The following is a 17,058-nucleotide window of genomic DNA, read 5'->3' on the forward strand; positions in this document are numbered from 1 at the left end:
TGGCGATAGCAGCGATGCGAGACCAAAGCGAAGTCCCTGAAGGCGGTGCAGCCTAGATACGCTCAGTCGCCTCGGGCGATCAGGACACCAAGGGATCGAGATGGCCAAGCCATGCGACGCTGGCCAACAGCGCGGTCGCACATCCGAACTCGGCCGATATGGTCAGCGTCAATCTGGGCCAGATGTCCTTGTCAGCCGGTGCCGGCAGTTCCGGCACGAGAAAGAAGCGGTTGATCGCCGCGAGGACGAGCATCGCGCCAAACAGTCCGAGTTTGATGACCAGCATGCGTCCGTAGGGAGTGGCCGCGAGCGCGAACCACTGCGTTTGGGGCTTAACGAACAGCAGGTTCGCCAGACCAGTCGCGACGAGCACGACAACCAGTAAGGTGCCAATGTCAGCGAAGCGGGCCAGCACTGCTGGCAACACTGCTCGGTGCCTTCCCGTCGCCAGCAAGACCGCAAACAGCGCAAGCGCGCCGAACCACACCGATGCAGCAGCAAGATGGACCATATCGACGACGAGGCGGAATGTCCCAGTCATGCCCTCGCCCGATGCTGCATGCCCTGACCAAGCGAGCGAAGCCAGAGCTGCACCGGCTGGAAGGACAAGCCAGCGCCTGTCGACGGCTGGCAGGGCGACAACGATCAGCGCAGCGACTAGGAAGACCAGCCGTCCGATGAAGGCCCAGCCCAAGGTTGAACCCTTGGCGAGATCGAGAATGAGACCGGAATCCACCTCACCGAGGCTTGTGCCGGCCATGTCCGCGACGAGAACCCAGAAGCCCAGGAGCGCGAGGGGAGCGGCCGCCATTGCAATGACCAGCATGGCCAGCCGTAGCTCCTTCAGCACACCCGGCATCCCCAGAAGCACCGCGGCCGTCGGCACTCCGAATAGCACTCCGAGATCGAGGTAAAGTGCCCAGCGGGTGAGTTCGACCAGTGGCACTACTTTACCGTGAAGCTGACCTTGCCCGAGACGCGGTGGGTGTCAGTTCCGACAACATGCCAGTTCACATCATAGCTTCCCGCCGGAAGCGCGCGTGCAAGAGTGGCCACGAGGGTTTTCTGATCTGCACCAGCCGCGACCTTTACGCCGCCAATCTTCATGGCGGGGTGATGACCTTCCATGCCCGGCATGCCGGTCATCACGATCTCCATCCCAGACATTTGCGGCAGGAAGGTCTCGTTGAAGGTCAGGGTCACCGTCTTGACGTTGCTGGCTGTCGTGGTTGCTCCAGGCGTTGCGGAGACCAGCGCGGGATGGGCAAGTGCTGGCAGTGCTGAAGCGAGACCAAGCGCTGTCGCAGCTACTACCAAAGCGCGAAAAACCTTCATTGCATGCTCCTTGATGGGGTCCGTATCAGTGTTACGCGCAAGCAAACTGCATCCCTCGCGAACGGCGGAATTTTTTCGAGGGATCGGCGAAAGGCACGCGTATCGATGAATGGAACTTCAGGACCACAATGCCATGGATGATCTCGACACCCTTCTCGCCAGCATGAGGAACCTGCCCGTCGATCCGCGGCTCGGGGAGATCGACAATGCGGTCATCGCTGGTATCGCCAGTCGCCATCAGGCCCGCGTGGAGATGCGCGCCATGGCGCTCGTCGCAATCGTCTCGCTGAGTGTCGGGGTGCTGGGGTCGATCGTGCCAGCTGAACCTGTGCGGGCCGCGACGGTGTTCCCGCTGGGCGCTCCGGCTGCACTGGCTCCGTCGTCGCTCTTGGGGGGCGGCGAATGAACGAGCGCATCCGCTTCGCCCTGATCATTCTCGCCGCCTTCGGATCGGCCATCGGCGGCGTTCTGATCGGCAGGGCGTGGATCGTTCCCAACACACCCGTCGAGACCGAATTGCACCAACTGCTCCACGCCGACCTCCGGCTCGATCCCGATCAGGAACGCGAGATCGAGGCAATCGAACAGCAGTATGCGCAGCGCCGCAAGGGGCTTGAGCAGGAACTGAGATCAGACAATGCCAAGCTCGCCGCGGCCATCGAGGCCGAGCACGGTTACGGCCCCCAAGTGGCCGCCGCAGTCGATGCATCGCACATGGCGATGGGCGAGCTTCAGAAAGTGACCCTTGAACACATCTTCGCCATGCGCAGCGTTCTGCGTCCCGATCAGGCGGAGCGCTTCGACGCATCGGTCGTGAGGGCGCTGACAGCCAAGCAGCACTGATGTCTGAGCTCGCCGCCTCCACGGACGGCGAATTGGCCGCACTGGCGCTGGCCGGGCAGCAGGCGGCTTATCGCGTGCTGATGGACCGGCACCGTGCTGCCGCCTTCCGGCTTGCGCGCCACCATTGCGGCAATGAGGACGCTGCACTTGATGTGACGCAGCAGAGCTTCATCGCAGCCTTTGCGGCGCTTGGCCGTTTCGATCCGTCGCGCTCTTTTGCGCACTGGCTGGCGCGGATCGTGATCAACAAGAGCCACGACTGGGCGCGGCGGCGTAGAGTGAGACAGTTCCTGACCTTCGCGCTGCCACTCGAAGACGCCCGTGACGTGGCCGAAGCGTCACCGGACGCAGAAACGCAGACGGCTGACCGGCAGGAACTGGACCGGGTCATGGCGGCAATCGCGACGTTACCTGCTCGCCTCAAGGAAGTGCTGGTGCTGCGAACGATCGAGGGACTGAGCCAGAGCGAGACGGCCAGTATCCTTGGCACCAGCGAGAAGGCCATCGAAACCCGCCTCTACCGCGCCCGCGCAAAGCTGACGGACATTCTGAGGGCTTGAGCGCCGGCGCGCGTATCCGATTCCAAATGGCTTCACGCGTGGGCACCGCATTCATGAAATATCCCGACCTTACTCGCCGCCGCATTCTGCAAGGCGCAAGCCTTGGTGCGAGCGCACTGCTGCTCGATCCGTGGCTCCCGGCCTGGGCGCAGCCGGTCTCCGCTGGGCTGCCGACATTGTTCGGCGAAGACATCCGCCTGCGCGTCGCGCGCGATACGTTGATGGTCGAAGGCAGGCCCTCGCGGGTCATTAGCATCAACGGCACAGTTCCGGCTCCGCTCCTCCGTCTCAGGCAAGGCCAGAAGCTGTGTCTCACCGTCGAGAACGCGCTCGATGAGGATACCTCGCTCCACTGGCATGGACTGATCGTGCCGTTCCAGATGGACGGTGTGCCCGGCGTGTCGTTTCCGGGGATCAAGCCTCATTCCACCTTCACTTATGAGTTCCCGATCGAGCAGGCCGGCACCTACTGGTATCACAGCCATTCGGGGTTTCAGGAGTGGATGGGACAGTATGGTCCCATCGTGATCGATCCGGCTGGTGTAGACCCTGCACCATATGACCGCGACCACGTGATCTTGCTGTCGGATCACAGCTTCGTTCACCCGGCGAAGATCCTGCGGAATCTCAAGGTCGAGCCGGGCTACTACAACTTTCAGCGCCAGACACTTGCCGGGATGCTCGCAGGCAAGGACCAGCCGCTCGCCAGCCGAGCTGAATGGGGAAAGATGCGCATGGACCCGACCGACATCTCCGATGTGACCGGCGTCGTGCTCAACTATCTGGTGAACGGGCACGACCCCAAGGCCAACTGGACCGCGCTGTTCGCACCGGGCGAACGCGTGAAGCTGCGCTTCATCAACGGCTCGGCCATGACGGCCTTCAACGTCCGCATCCCCGGCCTCACCATGAGCGTTGTCGCAGCAGATGGTCAGGATGTGCGCCCGATTGCGGTGGACGAGTTCCAGTTCTCACCCGGCGAGACCTATGATGTGATCGTCACGCCCAGCGAGGACAGGGCCTTCACCATCGTGGGCGAGACCGTCGACCGTTCGGGGATGGCCCTCGCGACATTGGCGCCGCGTGCCGGCATGCGCGCAGCGGTGCCGCCACGACGCAAGCGCCCTGTCCTGACGATGAAGGACATGGGGATGGACATGGAAGGCATGGACATGTCTGGCATGTCCATGCGCGATGGCACCTTGGCCCCCCAAGTGAAGCTTGGCCCCGGCGTTGACATGATCAATCCGATGCCGATGGACCGCACCGGCGATCCCGGCATCGGGCTCGATGCAGCCTATGTCGGCGCGGATAACAAGGTGCTGGTTTATAAGGATCTCGTCGCGCGCGAAGCCAACCCCGACCTGCGCGCGGCTGAGCGCGAGATCGAAGTGCATCTCACTGGCTCGATGGACCGCTACATGTGGTCGATGGACGGCAAGACAATGTCCGAAGCGCACGAGCCGATCCCGATGCGCGCGGGCGAGCGCGTGCGGGTGACGCTCATCAACGACACCATGATGGCCCACCCGATCCACCTGCACGGACATTTCTTCGAGCTGGTGACAGGCCATGGCGCGCACAGCCCGCGCAAGCATACGGTGAATGTGCTGCCCGGCGGCAAGGTCAGCTGGGATGTGACAGCCATCGGCGGGGACTGGGCGTTCCACTGCCATATGTTCCTGCACATGGCGATGGGGATGATGCGCGTGGTTCAGGTCCGCCCGGTTCCCGGAGAACCCGCATGAGACCGGCGAGCATGTCGATGGCCATCACAGCGGGACTGCTCGTATCTGCGCAGCCTGTGCTTGCACAACCCGCAGACCCGCACGCAGGCCACCATATGCATGGGATGGCCATGCCTGCTCCTGCAAGCAGCAAGCAACTATCAAACGAGTCCGCGACTCAGCAGGCCGATCCCGGCACGCAGACAACTGCTGAAACCGAACTGACGGGGACCGACCAGCCGCCAGGGAGCGCAGAGTCGCCGCCCGCGGTGCATGACAATCCTGCCGCGCGCTACTGGGATCCAGCCGCGATGGCCGCAGCCGCCGCTGCGGAAATGCATTCGCCGACCCCAGTGTATTCGAAACTCATTGTGGATGCGGCCGAACTGCGCATTCGTGAGGGCCGCGATGGCTATCGCTGGGAAGGCGAGTTCTGGGCAGGCAACGTCGACAGGTTCGTCGTCAAGACGCGCGGCGAGGGAACGCGCGGCGAGGGGCTTGAATCCGGCGAGGTTCAGGCGCTCTACGCCAAGGCGCTTGATCCATGGTGGAACCTGCAAGTGGGTGTCCGGCAAGACATCGGCCCACAGCCGCGCCGCACCTGGGCTACCGTGGGCCTCGATGGCCGGGCGCGCTACCAGTTCGACGTGCAGACAGCGCTCTTCCTTTCCGACAAAGGCCAGCTCGCCGCGCGGCTCGAAGGTTCCTACGACCTCAGGATCACGCAGCGCCTCGTGTTCCAGCCCCGCGCCGAACTGGAGCTGTCAGCGCAGGACATGCCGGCCGAGAGGATCGGGGCCGGCCTTTCGACCGCGGAGCTCGACTTGCGTCTGCGCTACGATGTGCGGCGCGAGTTTTCGCCCTACATCGGGATCAACTGGACCTGGGCAGCTGGGAAGACTGCGCAATACGCTCGCGCCGATGGCAGGGACCCGGTGGAACGCAGTGTGATCGCGGGTATTCGTTTCTGGTTTTGATCCATTTCAAGGTGCATCGCTCGCGCACGCGTATCCCCATTGAAGGCTCTCTTCCGATGGAGGTGTATATGAAGAAACTTTTCCTGATCGCAGCAACGGCGATGCTGCTCGGAGGTGCCGGGTCCGTGTCGGCAAAGCCCATGCATCATCACGGTGTTCCGGCAAAATCTCATCCCATGCACGCAAGGCATCACGCCAAGGGCTGTCATGGGCACATGATGCACCGCGCGCATGGAAAGGCCGGGATGTGCAGCATGTCCGGCATGCAGGGCATGGGCGGCAAGGGCAACGCTGGTCATGGCGATGGTCAAGGCATGCGGGGCAGCTCACACATGATGGGAGGTGACCATCCGGCAGGCGGGGGCATGACCATGCCCAACCCAGCGCCGTCACCCAAACACTGATCCGCATAGATGGGGCAGCCGGTTCAGACCAGCTGCATCCCTCCTCTACGGGGGCTAGGATGAACCCGAAGACGAACATCTTCGCGCAGCTGCTGATAGGTGCCGTAGTCTCGGCAGCGGCATTCTGGGTTATCGAGAAACACTGGCAGCATGCCTTGGGCCTGTTGCCCTACGTCCTGTTTCTCACCTGCCCGCTGATGCACTTGTTGATGCACCACGGCACTGGCAGGCATCATCAAGCTGGAGAAGACTACCAAAGCGGATCAAGATGAAAATGCCGCTTGACCTTGACATGATGTCAAGGTCCAGAGGGGATGCGTCACAGAAGGAATCCCTATCATGGCGCAATGTCATCATGGCCCTGCCAATGCCCACCACCACGACCATCGGGACGGCGCAGCTACCTTAGTGCTGGTCAAAGACCCTGTCTGCGGAATGGATGTCGATCCGGCGAAGACCGCGCATCAAACCGACCATGCCGGGCAGACGTGGCACTTTTGCAGCGCAGGCTGTGCCGCCAAGTTCAGGGCCGATCCCGAACGCTACTTGACGCCTCAGGCACCCGCCGAAGCGCCAGAAGGTGCGGTGTGGACCTGCCCGATGCATCCTGAAGTGCGACAGGACCACCCCGGCCCTTGCCCGATCTGCGGCATGGCGCTCGAACCCGAGACCGTGACCGCAGACAGCGGCCCTAGTCCCGAACTTGCCGACATGAGTCGGCGGTTCTGGATCGGGCTTGTCCTTGCCCTTCCGGTCTTCATTCTCGAAATGGGCGGCCATGTCTTCCCGGCGCTGCACCATCTGGTGTCGATGCACGTCTCGACCTGGATCCAGCTGGTGCTGGCAACGCCGGTTGTTCTGTGGGCGGGCAAGCCCTTCTTCGAGCGCGGCTGGTCATCCCTCAAGAACCGCAACCTCAACATGTTCACGCTGATCGCGATGGGGACCGGCGTCTCGTGGATCTACAGCATGGTCGCCGCTCTTGCGCCGGGCCTGTTCCCGCCTGCGTTTCGCGGGGCCGACGGCAGCGTCGCGGTCTACTTCGAGGCCGCAGCTGTCATCACTGTGCTCGTCCTGCTGGGGCAGGTTCTCGAACTGCGGGCACGCGAGCGCACGTCCGGCGCGATCAAGGCGCTGCTCGGCCTTGCGCCAAAGACCGCACGGCGCCTGCTCGGCGATGGCAAGGATGAGGAGGTCAGCCTCGAACTCGTGGAGGTCGGCGACCGGCTTCGCGTCCACCCCGGCGAGAAAGTGCCCGTTGATGGCGAAGTGACCGATGGGCGCTCCTCGCTTGATGAAGCGATGGTCACCGGCGAATCCATGCCTGTCACCAAGGCCAAGGGCGACCGCGTGATAGGCGGCACCCTCAACCAGACCGGCGCGCTGATCATCACCGCAACGAAGGTCGGGCGCGAAACGATGCTGGCACGCATCGTCCAGATGGTCGCCGAAGCGCAGCGTTCACGCGCGCCGATCCAGCGGCTGGCCGATCAGGTTTCAGGCTGGTTCGTGCCGGTGGTGATCACCATTGCCGTCCTCGCCTTTGCAGGCTGGAGTATCTGGGGGCCGGAACCGCGCTTTGCCTATGGTCTCGTCTCGGCGGTCGCGGTGCTGATCATCGCTTGCCCCTGCGCGCTGGGCCTTGCCACGCCGATGTCGATCATGGTGGGCATCGGCCGGGGCGCGGGTCTTGGCGTCCTTATCAAGAACGCCGAAGCTCTCGAACGCATGGAGAAGGTCGATACGCTGGTCGTCGACAAGACCGGCACACTGACGGAAGGCCGCCCTGCCGTGACGGCGATTGTCCCGGCACCGGGCCGCTCGGAGGAGGACGTGCTGCGCGTTGCCGCCGCCGTCGAGCGCGCATCGGAACATCCTCTCGCGCGCGCCATCGTTGCCGCGGCGAAGCAGCGATCCATCGCAGTGCCAGACGTCAGCGCGTTCGACTCGCCAACGGGACGCGGCGCGCTCGGCACGGTCGAAGGGCACCAGATCGTGCTGGGCAACGCGCGCTTCCTTGGCGAACAGGGCGTGGATACCGGCGCGCTTGCCGCACCTGCCGATGATCTGCGCCACGATGGCGCCACCGCGATCTTCGTTGGCATCGATGGTGCGGCAGCCGGGGTGATCGCCATCGCCGATCCGGTTAAGCAGACCACCCCGGAAGCTCTTGCCGCTTTGCGCGCCGAAGGGATCCGCGTGGTCATGCTCACCGGCGACAACCGGACGACAGCGCAGGCAGTCGCCGCCCGGCTCGGCATCGACGAGGTCGAAGCCGAAGTCCTGCCCGATCAGAAGAGCGCGGTCGTCTCGCGGCTCAAGCGCGAAGGCCGGATAGTGGCGATGGCCGGCGACGGCGTGAACGATGCGCCTGCGCTGGCGGCCGCCGATGTCGGCATCGCCATGGGCACGGGGACCGACGTCGCCATCGAAAGCGCCGGCGTCACCTTGCTCAAGGGTGACCTCAACGGCATCGTTCGCGCACGCAGGTTGAGCCAGGCGACCATGGCCAACATCCGGCAGAACCTGCTCTTCGCATTCGTCTACAATGCAGCTGGCGTGCCGATCGCCGCAGGTCTGCTTTACCCTTGGTTCGGCATCCTGCTCTCGCCGATGATCGCCGCGGCGGCAATGGCACTGTCCTCGGTCAGCGTGGTTTCCAACGCGCTCAGGCTCAATCGGAAGGCACTATGAACATCGGCAGCGCCTCACGCGCCAGCGGGGTGTCGGAACGGATGATCCGGCACTACGAGAAGATCGGACTGGTGCCACCGCCCCGCGCCGGAACAGCGGCTACCGCGACTACAGTGACGCCGACGTGCACCGCCTGCGTTTCATCGCGAATGCCCGCGATCTAGGCTTCGGGATCGAGGAGATCGGAACGCTCCTCTCGTTGTGGTCGGACCGGCAGCGCGCGAGCGGCGAAGTGAAGGCCATGGCGCTCTCCCTCGCAGCCGAACTTGGGCGCAAGGTGCAGGCGCTGGAGAACATGCGGCGCACGCTTGTCGAGCTTGCCGAGCAATGCCATGGCGACGGGCGGCCTGAGTGCCCGATCCTTGATCGCTTGGAAGACTAGTCTGCTGCTTGCCCTGTGGCGGTGGGGGGCACTGCTGCCGAGGCAAGGAAGCTTTGCACCAGCGCGATGATCTGCTGCGGTTGCTCGCGATGCGGGACATGCCCGCATCCCTTGATCACCTTCATCTCGCCACCACCAGCCGCGAGGGACACGATCCTCTCAGGATGCGCCAGAGAGCCATACTCGTCCTGATCGCCGTGAATGGAGAGCACCGGGCACTTCAATGCCCGCAGTTCATCATCTAGCGTCCAATGCGCGAATGCGGGAGACAGCCAGGTCTCGGTCCATGCATCGAACACCCAGCGGGCCTTTTCGCCATGATAGCGGGAGAGGCGCGCGAACTCCTGAGGTGCTGCGAAGGCCGCCATAGCAGCCTCGATGCCTTCGATCGTCCTGGCCTCAACAAAGGCCTGCGCCGCCACCGTCACCACAGCTTCGCACGAGCCGGGCCAGGCTGCAGCGGTCGCGACCGCCATCGCGCCGCCCACGCTGTGACCAAAGGGAACGAGGCGTGCAAGCCCAAGCGCCGCACAGATGGCGGGCACCGCACTTCGCGCCTGTTCACCGATGAAATCACCCGAAAGGCGTTCGCTGCGCGGTGACGACTGGCCAAATCCCATCCGATCGTAAGCGACCACTCGCCTTCCGGTGGCACCTGCCAGTTGCAGCGGGAGGTCGCGCCACAACTCGACTGAACCAAGCGAGTCGTGGAAGAGCAGTATCGCCGAACGGCTGCTCGCGCCTTTGGGCTGCCAGGATCGAACGAAAAGGTGCCCGTCGTCCAGCGGAACCTGAATATCGACCAACCCCAAAGCTGACACTACGTCGACCTCCTGCTCCGCCATGACGCTGCGCGGGGGCCGACAGCCTCGACAGCCCTTACCTTTGTAGAGATCTGCGACCGATAGATCACGACCAATCGAGTGTGCAAAGGGCGCTGACTAAACAGAGCGGTCAGCCAGGAGCCAGCTCCGGCTACGAGTTCGTTACGGCTTGGCTAAGTCATTCGAAACGATAGCGACGTCCAAGGATTGGCAGCGACCTTCCACCCGGATGCTGCCGATCCGCCGGGGTTTTGGATTTCGAGTAGACATGGCGATAGCCAGTCTGCGAATCTATGAAGGCTGCTCTCAAAGAAGCGATTGGGATGTGAGGAAAGTGGCCGAATGGCAGGCCAGTGGCAGCACTTCAGACGCGCCTGTCACTCGCCCCAGCGGCGGCGCGCAAGCTCGCAATGCAACCTGTAAATGGCGATGGGGTGGAGTAAGCCGCGCCATCTCCATTGCGTTGAGCTGGGTTGGCATTCAGTCGTCTTTGCGGGAGATCGGGCGCAACTATGTTCCGCGTCGGCACCACTTGATCGCATCAGCGGCGCTGTCGATCCACAACAGTTGAAAGATGTCAGCTATGCAGGAGATCAGCAAGCAGCGGTTCGATGCACTGGCCGGATACACCCGATCCCCTAGGATAGTGTCACTGGTCCAGGAGGCGGCATGGTTCGCGTCGGAGGGTGAGCGCGTGCTCGGCCTGATCGTATGGGACCGAATTGACCATGACTTCGGTTGGGTCGTTCTCGGGCGTGACCGCAGAGCAAGATTCCGCGCAATCGGACAGGATGCGTCGCTGCCCAGCTTCAACGTCGCACGAGACGCGTTAGCAGCGGCACTCGACCGGTTTCATCATCAACTTGACGAGGATTACCATCAGGGGGACGAGCGGGGGCGACCCGTCGATTTTTTCGCCGCGGTGGTGCCAGCGGAGCGAATGAACCCGAGCTTCAAGATGTTGGCAGAGAACGCTCGCTACTCTCCAGCACGTGAACTCATCGAGGCAATGATGCGGTTCCATGACGATGCGGATGGCAACTTTGTTGAACAGTTCCAATCGACGGGCTTCGACGCCCGTTTTTGGGAGCTCTATCTCTTTGCCGCATTTGCAGAAATTGGCTACGCGCGCCAATCGGATGTGGCAGTCCCGGATCTCGTTCTGTCTGGTCACCTCGGCCGCATCGCCATTGAAGCTACTACCGCCAACCCGCCTCAGGGTATAGCAGTCCCCTGGCCCCGGTCAGACGAGGAGATCGACGCGTATTTGCGACATTACGTGCCCATCAAGCTGGCACGGGCGCTGACCCGGAAACTCAACCACCCGCAGCCGTATTGGCAGGCCAACGGTGTTGATGGTGCACCATTCGTTATCGCACTCCAAGACTTCCATGCCCCGGCCGCAATGACTCGGATCGTGCCAACTGCTACCGAGTATGTCTTTGGTGTCCGCCACGCCATTGTCGACGGAGCATTACAGATCGAGCGTATCGGCGAACATGCCTTTGGACGGATGCGCGAACCTTCGGGGTTCTTCGACCTCCCACTTGCCGAGAATGTAAGCGCGGTGATCGTCAACCCGCTCGGCACGCTTACCAAGTTCAATCGCATGGGTCAGATTGCTGGCTTCGGCGATCCGCGCGTTCGGATGGTGCGCGTGGGGCTCGCGCGAGGTGAACTTAATCAAGACGATCCGAAACCATTCCCCTTCGAGCACAATGTCTCGGCACCAGACTATCAAGAGAGCTGGGTCGAGGGCATGGTCGTCCTGCACAATCCGCGCGCCCTGATTCCGCTTGACCCTAACCAGATACCTGGAGCAAACCACGAGTTCCTGCGACCAGACGGTCGGATTATGTCTCTCCTCCCCGACTTTCAGCCCTACACTTCGCAAACCGCGATCACGCTAGACGAGACCACAGACACAGTTCTCGACGGGGTTGAGCCCTTCCCGAACATTTGAGTGTGCTCGGGATGCATCCAGCGCTTCGTTCCTCTTCGACAGCATGTTCAAGCGGAACGGAGTTGCCTGCTTAGGTGCGCACGATCGAGATTATGTTCACTTGATCATCAGCTGACGATCCTGGCAGCTCAAAGCCGGCAACAGTCTCAAACATTTCGTCCTCGAGCCCCGCGTCGCACGCAATTCGACGGACAGCGCCGGGGTAGGCATGTTCGAGAGCCGTCATTGCCGATGACAACAGCTCGGGCTCCTCCGAAGGGATCGTGTCATCATAGCGCTCAAACTTGCGCTGCCCGGTCTTGCTGAGGTGGATGTATCCAGTGCGATATTGATCTGCCGACAGAATGCTGAGGTCATATGCACGACGCAGGATCGCAGACGCGGCCACCTTCCAGCGCAGCTTCATAGTGAAGATGGCTTGCCAGTCGATCATTCGGCCACGCGGGAACTCGTGAATGAACGCAGAGCGCGGAAGTAGGAAAGCGCTTGCAAAGCGGTTCGCCTGATCCTCCGTGATCTTGTCACCCGTTACGATACCCTTGTGCATCACCAGATGCCCGCACTCATGAGCAAGATCGAAACGCAAACGGCAGGCACTCGGCTTCGCATCACTTCGAATGATCATAGGGCGTGGTCTGTCGATCGACAGTGCGTCCACGCGCTCCGACACGCCATCGAAGAAGCTTACGACGGCCCCGGCGTTCTCGACGACGCGCATCATGCTGGAGATCGGTCCCGTCCCAAGCTGCCACTGCCGCCGAACCTCCTCAGCGGCGTCCTCGATGTCGGCCATTGTTGTGACCGGTATGTCAGGAAACGACACCTCTGGCAGTTCAAGCTCGCGATCGAGCCGCTGGATGAAGCCATCGAGAAGCGTTCCGCGAGCCAGGACCTGGCTGATCACTGAAGCTGGCGTCGTCCGTTGCTTCCGAAAATGGCACTGCTCGACTGCAACGCCACCGCGGGCAGGGAGGGCAAAGAAGCGGGGAGTCACGCCGAGCGCAGCCGAGATTGCCTCAACCATCGCCTCCGTCGGACTCTTCGTGCCCTGTTCGAGCTGATTGAGATATTGGCGCGTCGCGCTGACACAGTTGCCCAGCTCATCGAGCGTGAGCCCCTTCGCGACGCGCGCGAGGCGCAGGCGCTCGCCGTCGAAGACTTGCGATCCAGCCATTCACCCAATCCCCTTCAACGCCTCGGCTTTAACCGCTTGCGCTGTCATCCTCGTTCCCGCGGTCCTTGCGCAGGCCAACGTTCGGTGCAGCGAGCTCGACACTCTTCGTAGCGGCGCGCCCCACTGTGCCGACGTAAGACGAAATGCCATCGAGCGGCACCTCCCAGATCATCACGGGGGCGTCACCCCGCAAGCCGACAAACTTGATGCCAATCACGCTGCCATCCAAGTCGGTGTCGACAGCAAACCGATAGGCCAGATCTCGCCCTTCATCGTGCTCCGGGAACAGCATCTCCAACTGGCGGATTTCACCGAAGCTCTGCCGCATGGTGCGCGTCGTGGGTTCCTCGGCATCACCCTTGTAGATCCTGACCGGAACCTCACCGATCTTAAAGATGAGCTGAAGCGTGCGATCAATCGCGGTCAACCAAGGATGATCCCCGCTGTCGATTGCGCGGAGGATGCGGTGCCGGCAGAACTGAAACGCGCGGCAGCCGTGCGTCCAGCCATTGTCACCTGCCTCCTCGTCAAACCTTTCGAGCGCGGCGTGCCGACCATCAACCAGCATGGCGCCAATCGTGCTGAGCCGGTCTTCAGTCAGATCGGGATGATACTCCCACGGAAATGCCTTAGTCATTCATACCCCCATGGGCAGTGTCGATACACCTCATAATGGGCATTTTTAAGAATCTGTCAACTGTTAGACATTTTGTCAACCGAAGGTCAGAGTAGGTTTGCTCGACGCCGTGTCGTGGCCTAAGTCGTGTTCTCAGGATCGAGGACAGAAGACGGCGTGCCAACGCGTCAGTAGTGGCCCCGTGATCAGGATGTGCTGGCGGCGGACCGGGGGCCGTATACACTGCTGCACGAAGGGCGAGCTGGGGCACCCAAGACCACACCCACTTCGAAGCCGGTCAAGGCTCAACCCCAAGTTGGTCCCTGTCGAATGATCCTACTCGTTTCGCGCGTCAGGCCTCAACGTCTGTCGGCGCGAGCTCTTCGCTCACGCCTTTGAAGTGCTCCAGCGCTGCGGCGAGGTTATCGACAATCTCCTGGGCGAGGATGTCTGGCTCGGGCAGGCTGTCGATGTCCTCAAGACTGTCATCCTTGAGCCAGAAGATGTCGAGGTTCAGCTTGTCGCGCGCGATCAGCTCTTCATACGTGAACCGATGGAAGCGATCGGTTTCTTTCCGATCGTGGTAGCATGTCACGAAGTCATCTAGGTCTGAAGCAGTCAGGCGCTTGGTCTTGAGCGTCTTGTGAACGTTGGTGCGGTAGTCATAGACCCACAGTTCCCGCGTCTGCGCTTCGCGCGACGCTGGACGCTTGTCGAAGAACAGCACGTTCGCTTTCACACCGGGGCTATACCAGATGCCCGTGGGCAGGCGCAGCAGCGTGTGGAAGTTGAAGCCCTCCAGCAGACGCTTGCGGATGCCCTCCCCGGCACGATTGGCCTCGAACAGCACGTTGTCGGGCAGCACCACCCCAGCGCGCCCACGGGTCTCCAGAATGGTCATGATGTGCTGAAGGAAGTTGAGCTGCTTGTTCGAGGTGCTGAACTTGAAGTCCTCGCGTTCGTAGGTCTCGCGCTCGGTTTCGACCGAGCCATCCTCGCCGACCACGCGGTAGCTCGACTTCTTGCCGAACGGTGGGTTGGCGATCACCACGTCGAAGCGTTCGCCATTGTCGCCGGCGAGCGCATCAGCCTGCGCGACCGGGCTGCTCTCGTTGCCAACGCCGTGCAGATAGAGATTCATCGCGCACAGGCGCACGACCTCGTCGACGATGTCGAACCCACGCAGAGAATCGTGACGCAGGTGTCGCAGCTTCTCGCGGTCCTGACTCTGCCCCTTCATGTGGTCGTAAGCGCTGAGCAGGAAGCCGCCGGTGCCGCACGCTGGATCACACACCGTTTCGCCGATTTTCGGATCGACGCAGCGCACGATCGCGTCGATCACCGGGCGCGGCGTGAAGTATTGCCCCGCACCGGACTTCACCTCGGTAGCGTTGCGCTCAAGCAGGCCCTCGTAGATCTCGCCCTTCACGTCGACACTATGGCCGATCCAAGGGCCTTCCTTATCGATCAGGCTGACCACGCGCTTGAGCTTCGCGGGGTCGGAGAGCTTGTTCTGCGCTTTGCGGAAGATCGTGCCGATCAGGCCGTCGGCCGTAGCCAGCGCCTCCAGCGTGTGGCGGTAGTGCAATTCCAGCGCATCGCCGTCCTTGCCCGCCAGCATCGGCCAGCCCCACTCGGCAGGGATGGACGAGCCCTCGCCCAGAAGCTCGACCCGCTCCTGATCCATCTTGAGGAACAGCAGGAACGTGATTTGCTCGACATAATCGCCATACGAAATGCCCTGGTCACGCAAGACGTGCGCGTAGTTCCAGACCTTGGCGACCAGTTGTTCATTCGACATCGGCGAGCACCTTCTGCCAGGCATTGAAGCTGTCGGTCAGTTTCCAGGCTTTGGCGAGGCGGCCGAGCATCTCGATCTGTCGCTCGCGAATCCGTTGTGCGTCCCAAGTTTCCAACTGCCGCACTTCGGCGGTCAGCGTGAACGCGCAGGTATCGCCGTGCGCGAAGTAGGTGTTCTTTTTCACAGCGAAATCATAGTTACTCGCGGCGGCATTCTTGCGGTGCGCCAGCAGCACGAGGTTTCCGAGGCAGTGCACCAACCTGGCATGCTGGCTCGGATCAGGGAAATGTGCTTTCCACTCGGATCCCTCCGCCGGGTTCTGCGGGTAGACGTGTTCGACGGTGATCGTCGGGTAATCGTAGGTGGCCGAGCCGTCGGTAGATGCCTGCTCAAGCCGCAGTAGAAGGGGTTTCACCACGCGGGTTGCGAGGTAGATCAAACCATTCATGCCCTCAAACAGGGCAAAGGCTTCGTCTTGCGTCAGCTCCAGTCCGGTAGAGCGATCACGTGGCGTCGTTGCCGGGTCCAGCGTGTCGAGCACATCGGCATAGCGCGCCATGCGGGTGTTCACGTCGGCGCGGATCACAAAGAGATAATAAGCGAGCCGTTCGAGGCGAAACACGAAATCGGGCACATCGACGTCCACGCCGTCAGCCGCACGCCGCAGGCAGAATAGCAGCGGAGGTAGCCAGTCCTTGTTATCGAGGCGATGCAGCGACTGGATCAGGCCGGCGGTCGTCGCGCCGAACTGATTGCGCAGCCGCTTGTCGTCGAGGCTGAGCGCTAGTGCATCGGCATAAGGTTCAAGCACCTGATCCATGAAAGCGCCTGGATCACCACGGAAGGGGGGGACGTGAACCGGGAAGCCAGCCTCAAGCGCGCTGCGCGGCTTCTCGCGTTCGAAGATCATGCGGATGTGCATGAAGAGATCGCTGAATCCATCGCGGTCAAGCGCGCGCTCACATTCCTCCCACCGTTGGGCCAGCGCGCGTTCGGCCTGACCTGCGCGTTCCAGCAGGTCGGCCTTGAGGATATCCGTGGCCGTCAGATCGAGACCGCGCGCGTTCAGCACGGTGAAGATGCGACGTGCGGCGGTGTCGGTCGGCACTTCCACCACCACCAGATAGCAGTTGGTCAGCAGGAAGCGGATGAACGCGCTGCGTTGTTCTTCAGTCAGCGCCGCAAGGCGGCTACGGATGATCCCGGCATTCTCGACAATCCGTGCCTTGCTGCCTTCCAGTCCGGTCATCGCAGGCAGGGCGGCGGTGGCGCCGCGCGTCTGCACGTATTTCTCGAAAAACGGCTGATCTTGCTGGCGCAACTGGAGCCGCAGCTTCTCGCGCAAGCCCAGATCCTCGTTGGCCGCCTGTTTGACATACCGTTCGCGGTTGAGCCGCGCCGCCATGTCCTCGGTCAGATCGCGCAGCACGCTGAACAGGATGGTCAGCGTGGTCAGGCGCTGCTGCCCATCGACGACCTTGGCTTCGGGCGATCCATGGCTTTTCACCAGCACCACGCTGCCCAGGAAGTAGAACCCGTCGGCCTGCTGGTGCGGCTCCATCGCCTCCGTCAGGTCGTTCAGCAGTTCCTCAACCTGGGTCTTTTCCCAAGCATAGGGGCGCTGATATGGCGGGATCGAGAAGGCGTAGGCATCGCAGAACACATCGCCGATGGTCTTGTGCGCGGCTTCGATTCGCAGCGCGTGAGGGTCGTTCATGGTCAGCCTCGATGTGGGAGCCGGGATGGGAATGCGATGGC

The 17,058-nt window shown here is 62.2% G+C and carries 16 protein-coding genes and 1 pseudogene; 10 read left to right on the top strand and 7 right to left on the bottom strand.

Translation table 11 applies throughout. The features are described from left to right. Positions 1-79: 79 nt before the first annotated feature. Together copD and copC are read right to left on the bottom strand one after the other, a co-directional pair. The gene (gene copD / locus Q0082_RS04910) at positions 80-946 is read right to left on the bottom strand and encodes a copper homeostasis membrane protein CopD (protein WP_298190543.1); all 867 of its coding nucleotides are present in this window, start codon (positions 944-946) and stop codon (positions 80-82) included. Continuing rightward, positions 946-1,335 (bottom strand): copper homeostasis periplasmic binding protein CopC, encoded by a 390-nt coding sequence (gene copC, locus Q0082_RS04915; RefSeq protein ID WP_298190545.1) that lies wholly within the window; start codon positions 1,333-1,335, stop codon positions 946-948. The genes copD and copC overlap by 1 nt, the downstream gene beginning before the upstream one ends. 133 nt (positions 1,336-1,468) lie before the next feature. Here copC and Q0082_RS04920 point away from each other — a divergent pair, with 133 nt between their 5' ends. The 9 genes and pseudogenes from Q0082_RS04920 (at position 1,469) to cueR (ending at position 8,922) form a co-directional block, all read left to right on the top strand. Beyond that, positions 1,469-1,741 (top strand): hypothetical protein, encoded by a 273-nt coding sequence (locus Q0082_RS04920; protein ID WP_298190546.1) that lies wholly within the window; start codon positions 1,469-1,471, stop codon positions 1,739-1,741. Then, positions 1,738-2,178 carry a periplasmic heavy metal sensor gene (locus Q0082_RS04925; RefSeq protein ID WP_298190547.1) on the top strand — a complete coding sequence of 147 codons (441 nt, stop codon included), beginning with the start codon at positions 1,738-1,740 and terminating at the stop codon, positions 2,176-2,178. The genes Q0082_RS04920 and Q0082_RS04925 overlap by 4 nt, the downstream gene beginning before the upstream one ends. Then, positions 2,178-2,738 (top strand): sigma-70 family RNA polymerase sigma factor, encoded by a 561-nt coding sequence (locus tag Q0082_RS04930; RefSeq protein WP_298190548.1) that lies wholly within the window; start codon positions 2,178-2,180, stop codon positions 2,736-2,738. The genes Q0082_RS04925 and Q0082_RS04930 overlap by 1 nt, the downstream gene beginning before the upstream one ends. Positions 2,739-2,791: 53 nt before the next feature. Beyond that, a complete protein-coding gene (locus Q0082_RS04935) occupies positions 2,792-4,486 on the top strand; it encodes a copper resistance system multicopper oxidase (protein WP_298190549.1) in 1,695 nt (564 codons plus the stop codon). Between the two features lie 332 nt (positions 4,487-4,818). Then, positions 4,819-5,442, top strand: a complete 624-nt coding sequence (locus Q0082_RS04940; protein WP_298190550.1) for a copper resistance protein B — start codon at positions 4,819-4,821, stop codon at positions 5,440-5,442. Positions 5,443-5,510: 68 nt separating this feature from the next. Further along, a complete protein-coding gene (locus Q0082_RS04945) occupies positions 5,511-5,846 on the top strand; it encodes a hypothetical protein (RefSeq protein ID WP_298190552.1) in 336 nt (111 codons plus the stop codon). Between the two features lie 59 nt (positions 5,847-5,905). Next, complete coding sequence (locus tag Q0082_RS04950) at positions 5,906-6,118, top strand: DUF2933 domain-containing protein (RefSeq protein WP_298190553.1); 213 nt, start codon at positions 5,906-5,908, stop codon at positions 6,116-6,118. 67 nt (positions 6,119-6,185) lie between these two features. After that, entirely contained in the window at positions 6,186-8,540 is a 2,355-nt protein-coding gene (locus tag Q0082_RS04955; protein WP_298190554.1) for a heavy metal translocating P-type ATPase, read from the top strand. Beyond that, positions 8,537-8,922, top strand: a pseudogene (gene cueR / locus Q0082_RS04960) (Cu(I)-responsive transcriptional regulator). Before Q0082_RS04955 ends, cueR begins: the two are co-directional and overlap by 4 nt. Here the strand turns inward: cueR and Q0082_RS04965 are convergent. Next, the gene (locus Q0082_RS04965) at positions 8,919-9,767 is read right to left on the bottom strand and encodes an alpha/beta hydrolase (RefSeq protein ID WP_298190555.1); all 849 of its coding nucleotides are present in this window, start codon (positions 9,765-9,767) and stop codon (positions 8,919-8,921) included. The pseudogene cueR and the gene Q0082_RS04965 overlap by 4 nt on opposite strands. A gap of 562 nt (positions 9,768-10,329) precedes the next feature. On the opposite strand from Q0082_RS04965, the gene Q0082_RS04970 reads away from it, so the two are divergent. Next, positions 10,330-11,709, top strand: coding sequence for a hypothetical protein (locus Q0082_RS04970; RefSeq protein WP_298190556.1), 1,380 nt, complete (start codon positions 10,330-10,332; stop codon positions 11,707-11,709). A 70-nt stretch (positions 11,710-11,779) separates the two neighbouring features. Here the strand turns inward: Q0082_RS04970 and Q0082_RS04975 are convergent, their stop codons facing one another. The 4 genes from Q0082_RS04975 to Q0082_RS04990 form a co-directional block, all read right to left on the bottom strand. After that, complete coding sequence (locus Q0082_RS04975) at positions 11,780-12,883, bottom strand: XRE family transcriptional regulator (RefSeq protein WP_298190557.1); 1,104 nt, start codon at positions 12,881-12,883, stop codon at positions 11,780-11,782. Positions 12,884-12,911: 28 nt separating this feature from the next. Then, positions 12,912-13,520: a hypothetical protein gene (locus Q0082_RS04980; protein WP_298190558.1), complete on the bottom strand. Its 609-nt coding sequence runs from the start codon at positions 13,518-13,520 to the stop codon at positions 12,912-12,914. Positions 13,521-13,851: 331 nt separating this feature from the next. Continuing rightward, positions 13,852-15,300 (bottom strand): class I SAM-dependent DNA methyltransferase, encoded by a 1,449-nt coding sequence (locus tag Q0082_RS04985; RefSeq protein WP_298190559.1) that lies wholly within the window; start codon positions 15,298-15,300, stop codon positions 13,852-13,854. Further along, on the bottom strand, positions 15,290-17,017 hold the full coding sequence (locus tag Q0082_RS04990; RefSeq protein ID WP_298190561.1) for a DUF262 domain-containing HNH endonuclease family protein: 1,728 nt from the start codon (positions 17,015-17,017) through the stop codon (positions 15,290-15,292). Before Q0082_RS04990 ends, Q0082_RS04985 begins: the two co-directional genes overlap by 11 nt. Positions 17,018-17,058: the final 41 nt, after the last annotated feature.

Origin of the sequence: Novosphingobium sp. (genome assembly GCF_027489515.1) — a bacterium.
Classification (GTDB): Bacteria; Pseudomonadota; Alphaproteobacteria; order Sphingomonadales; family Sphingomonadaceae; genus Novosphingobium.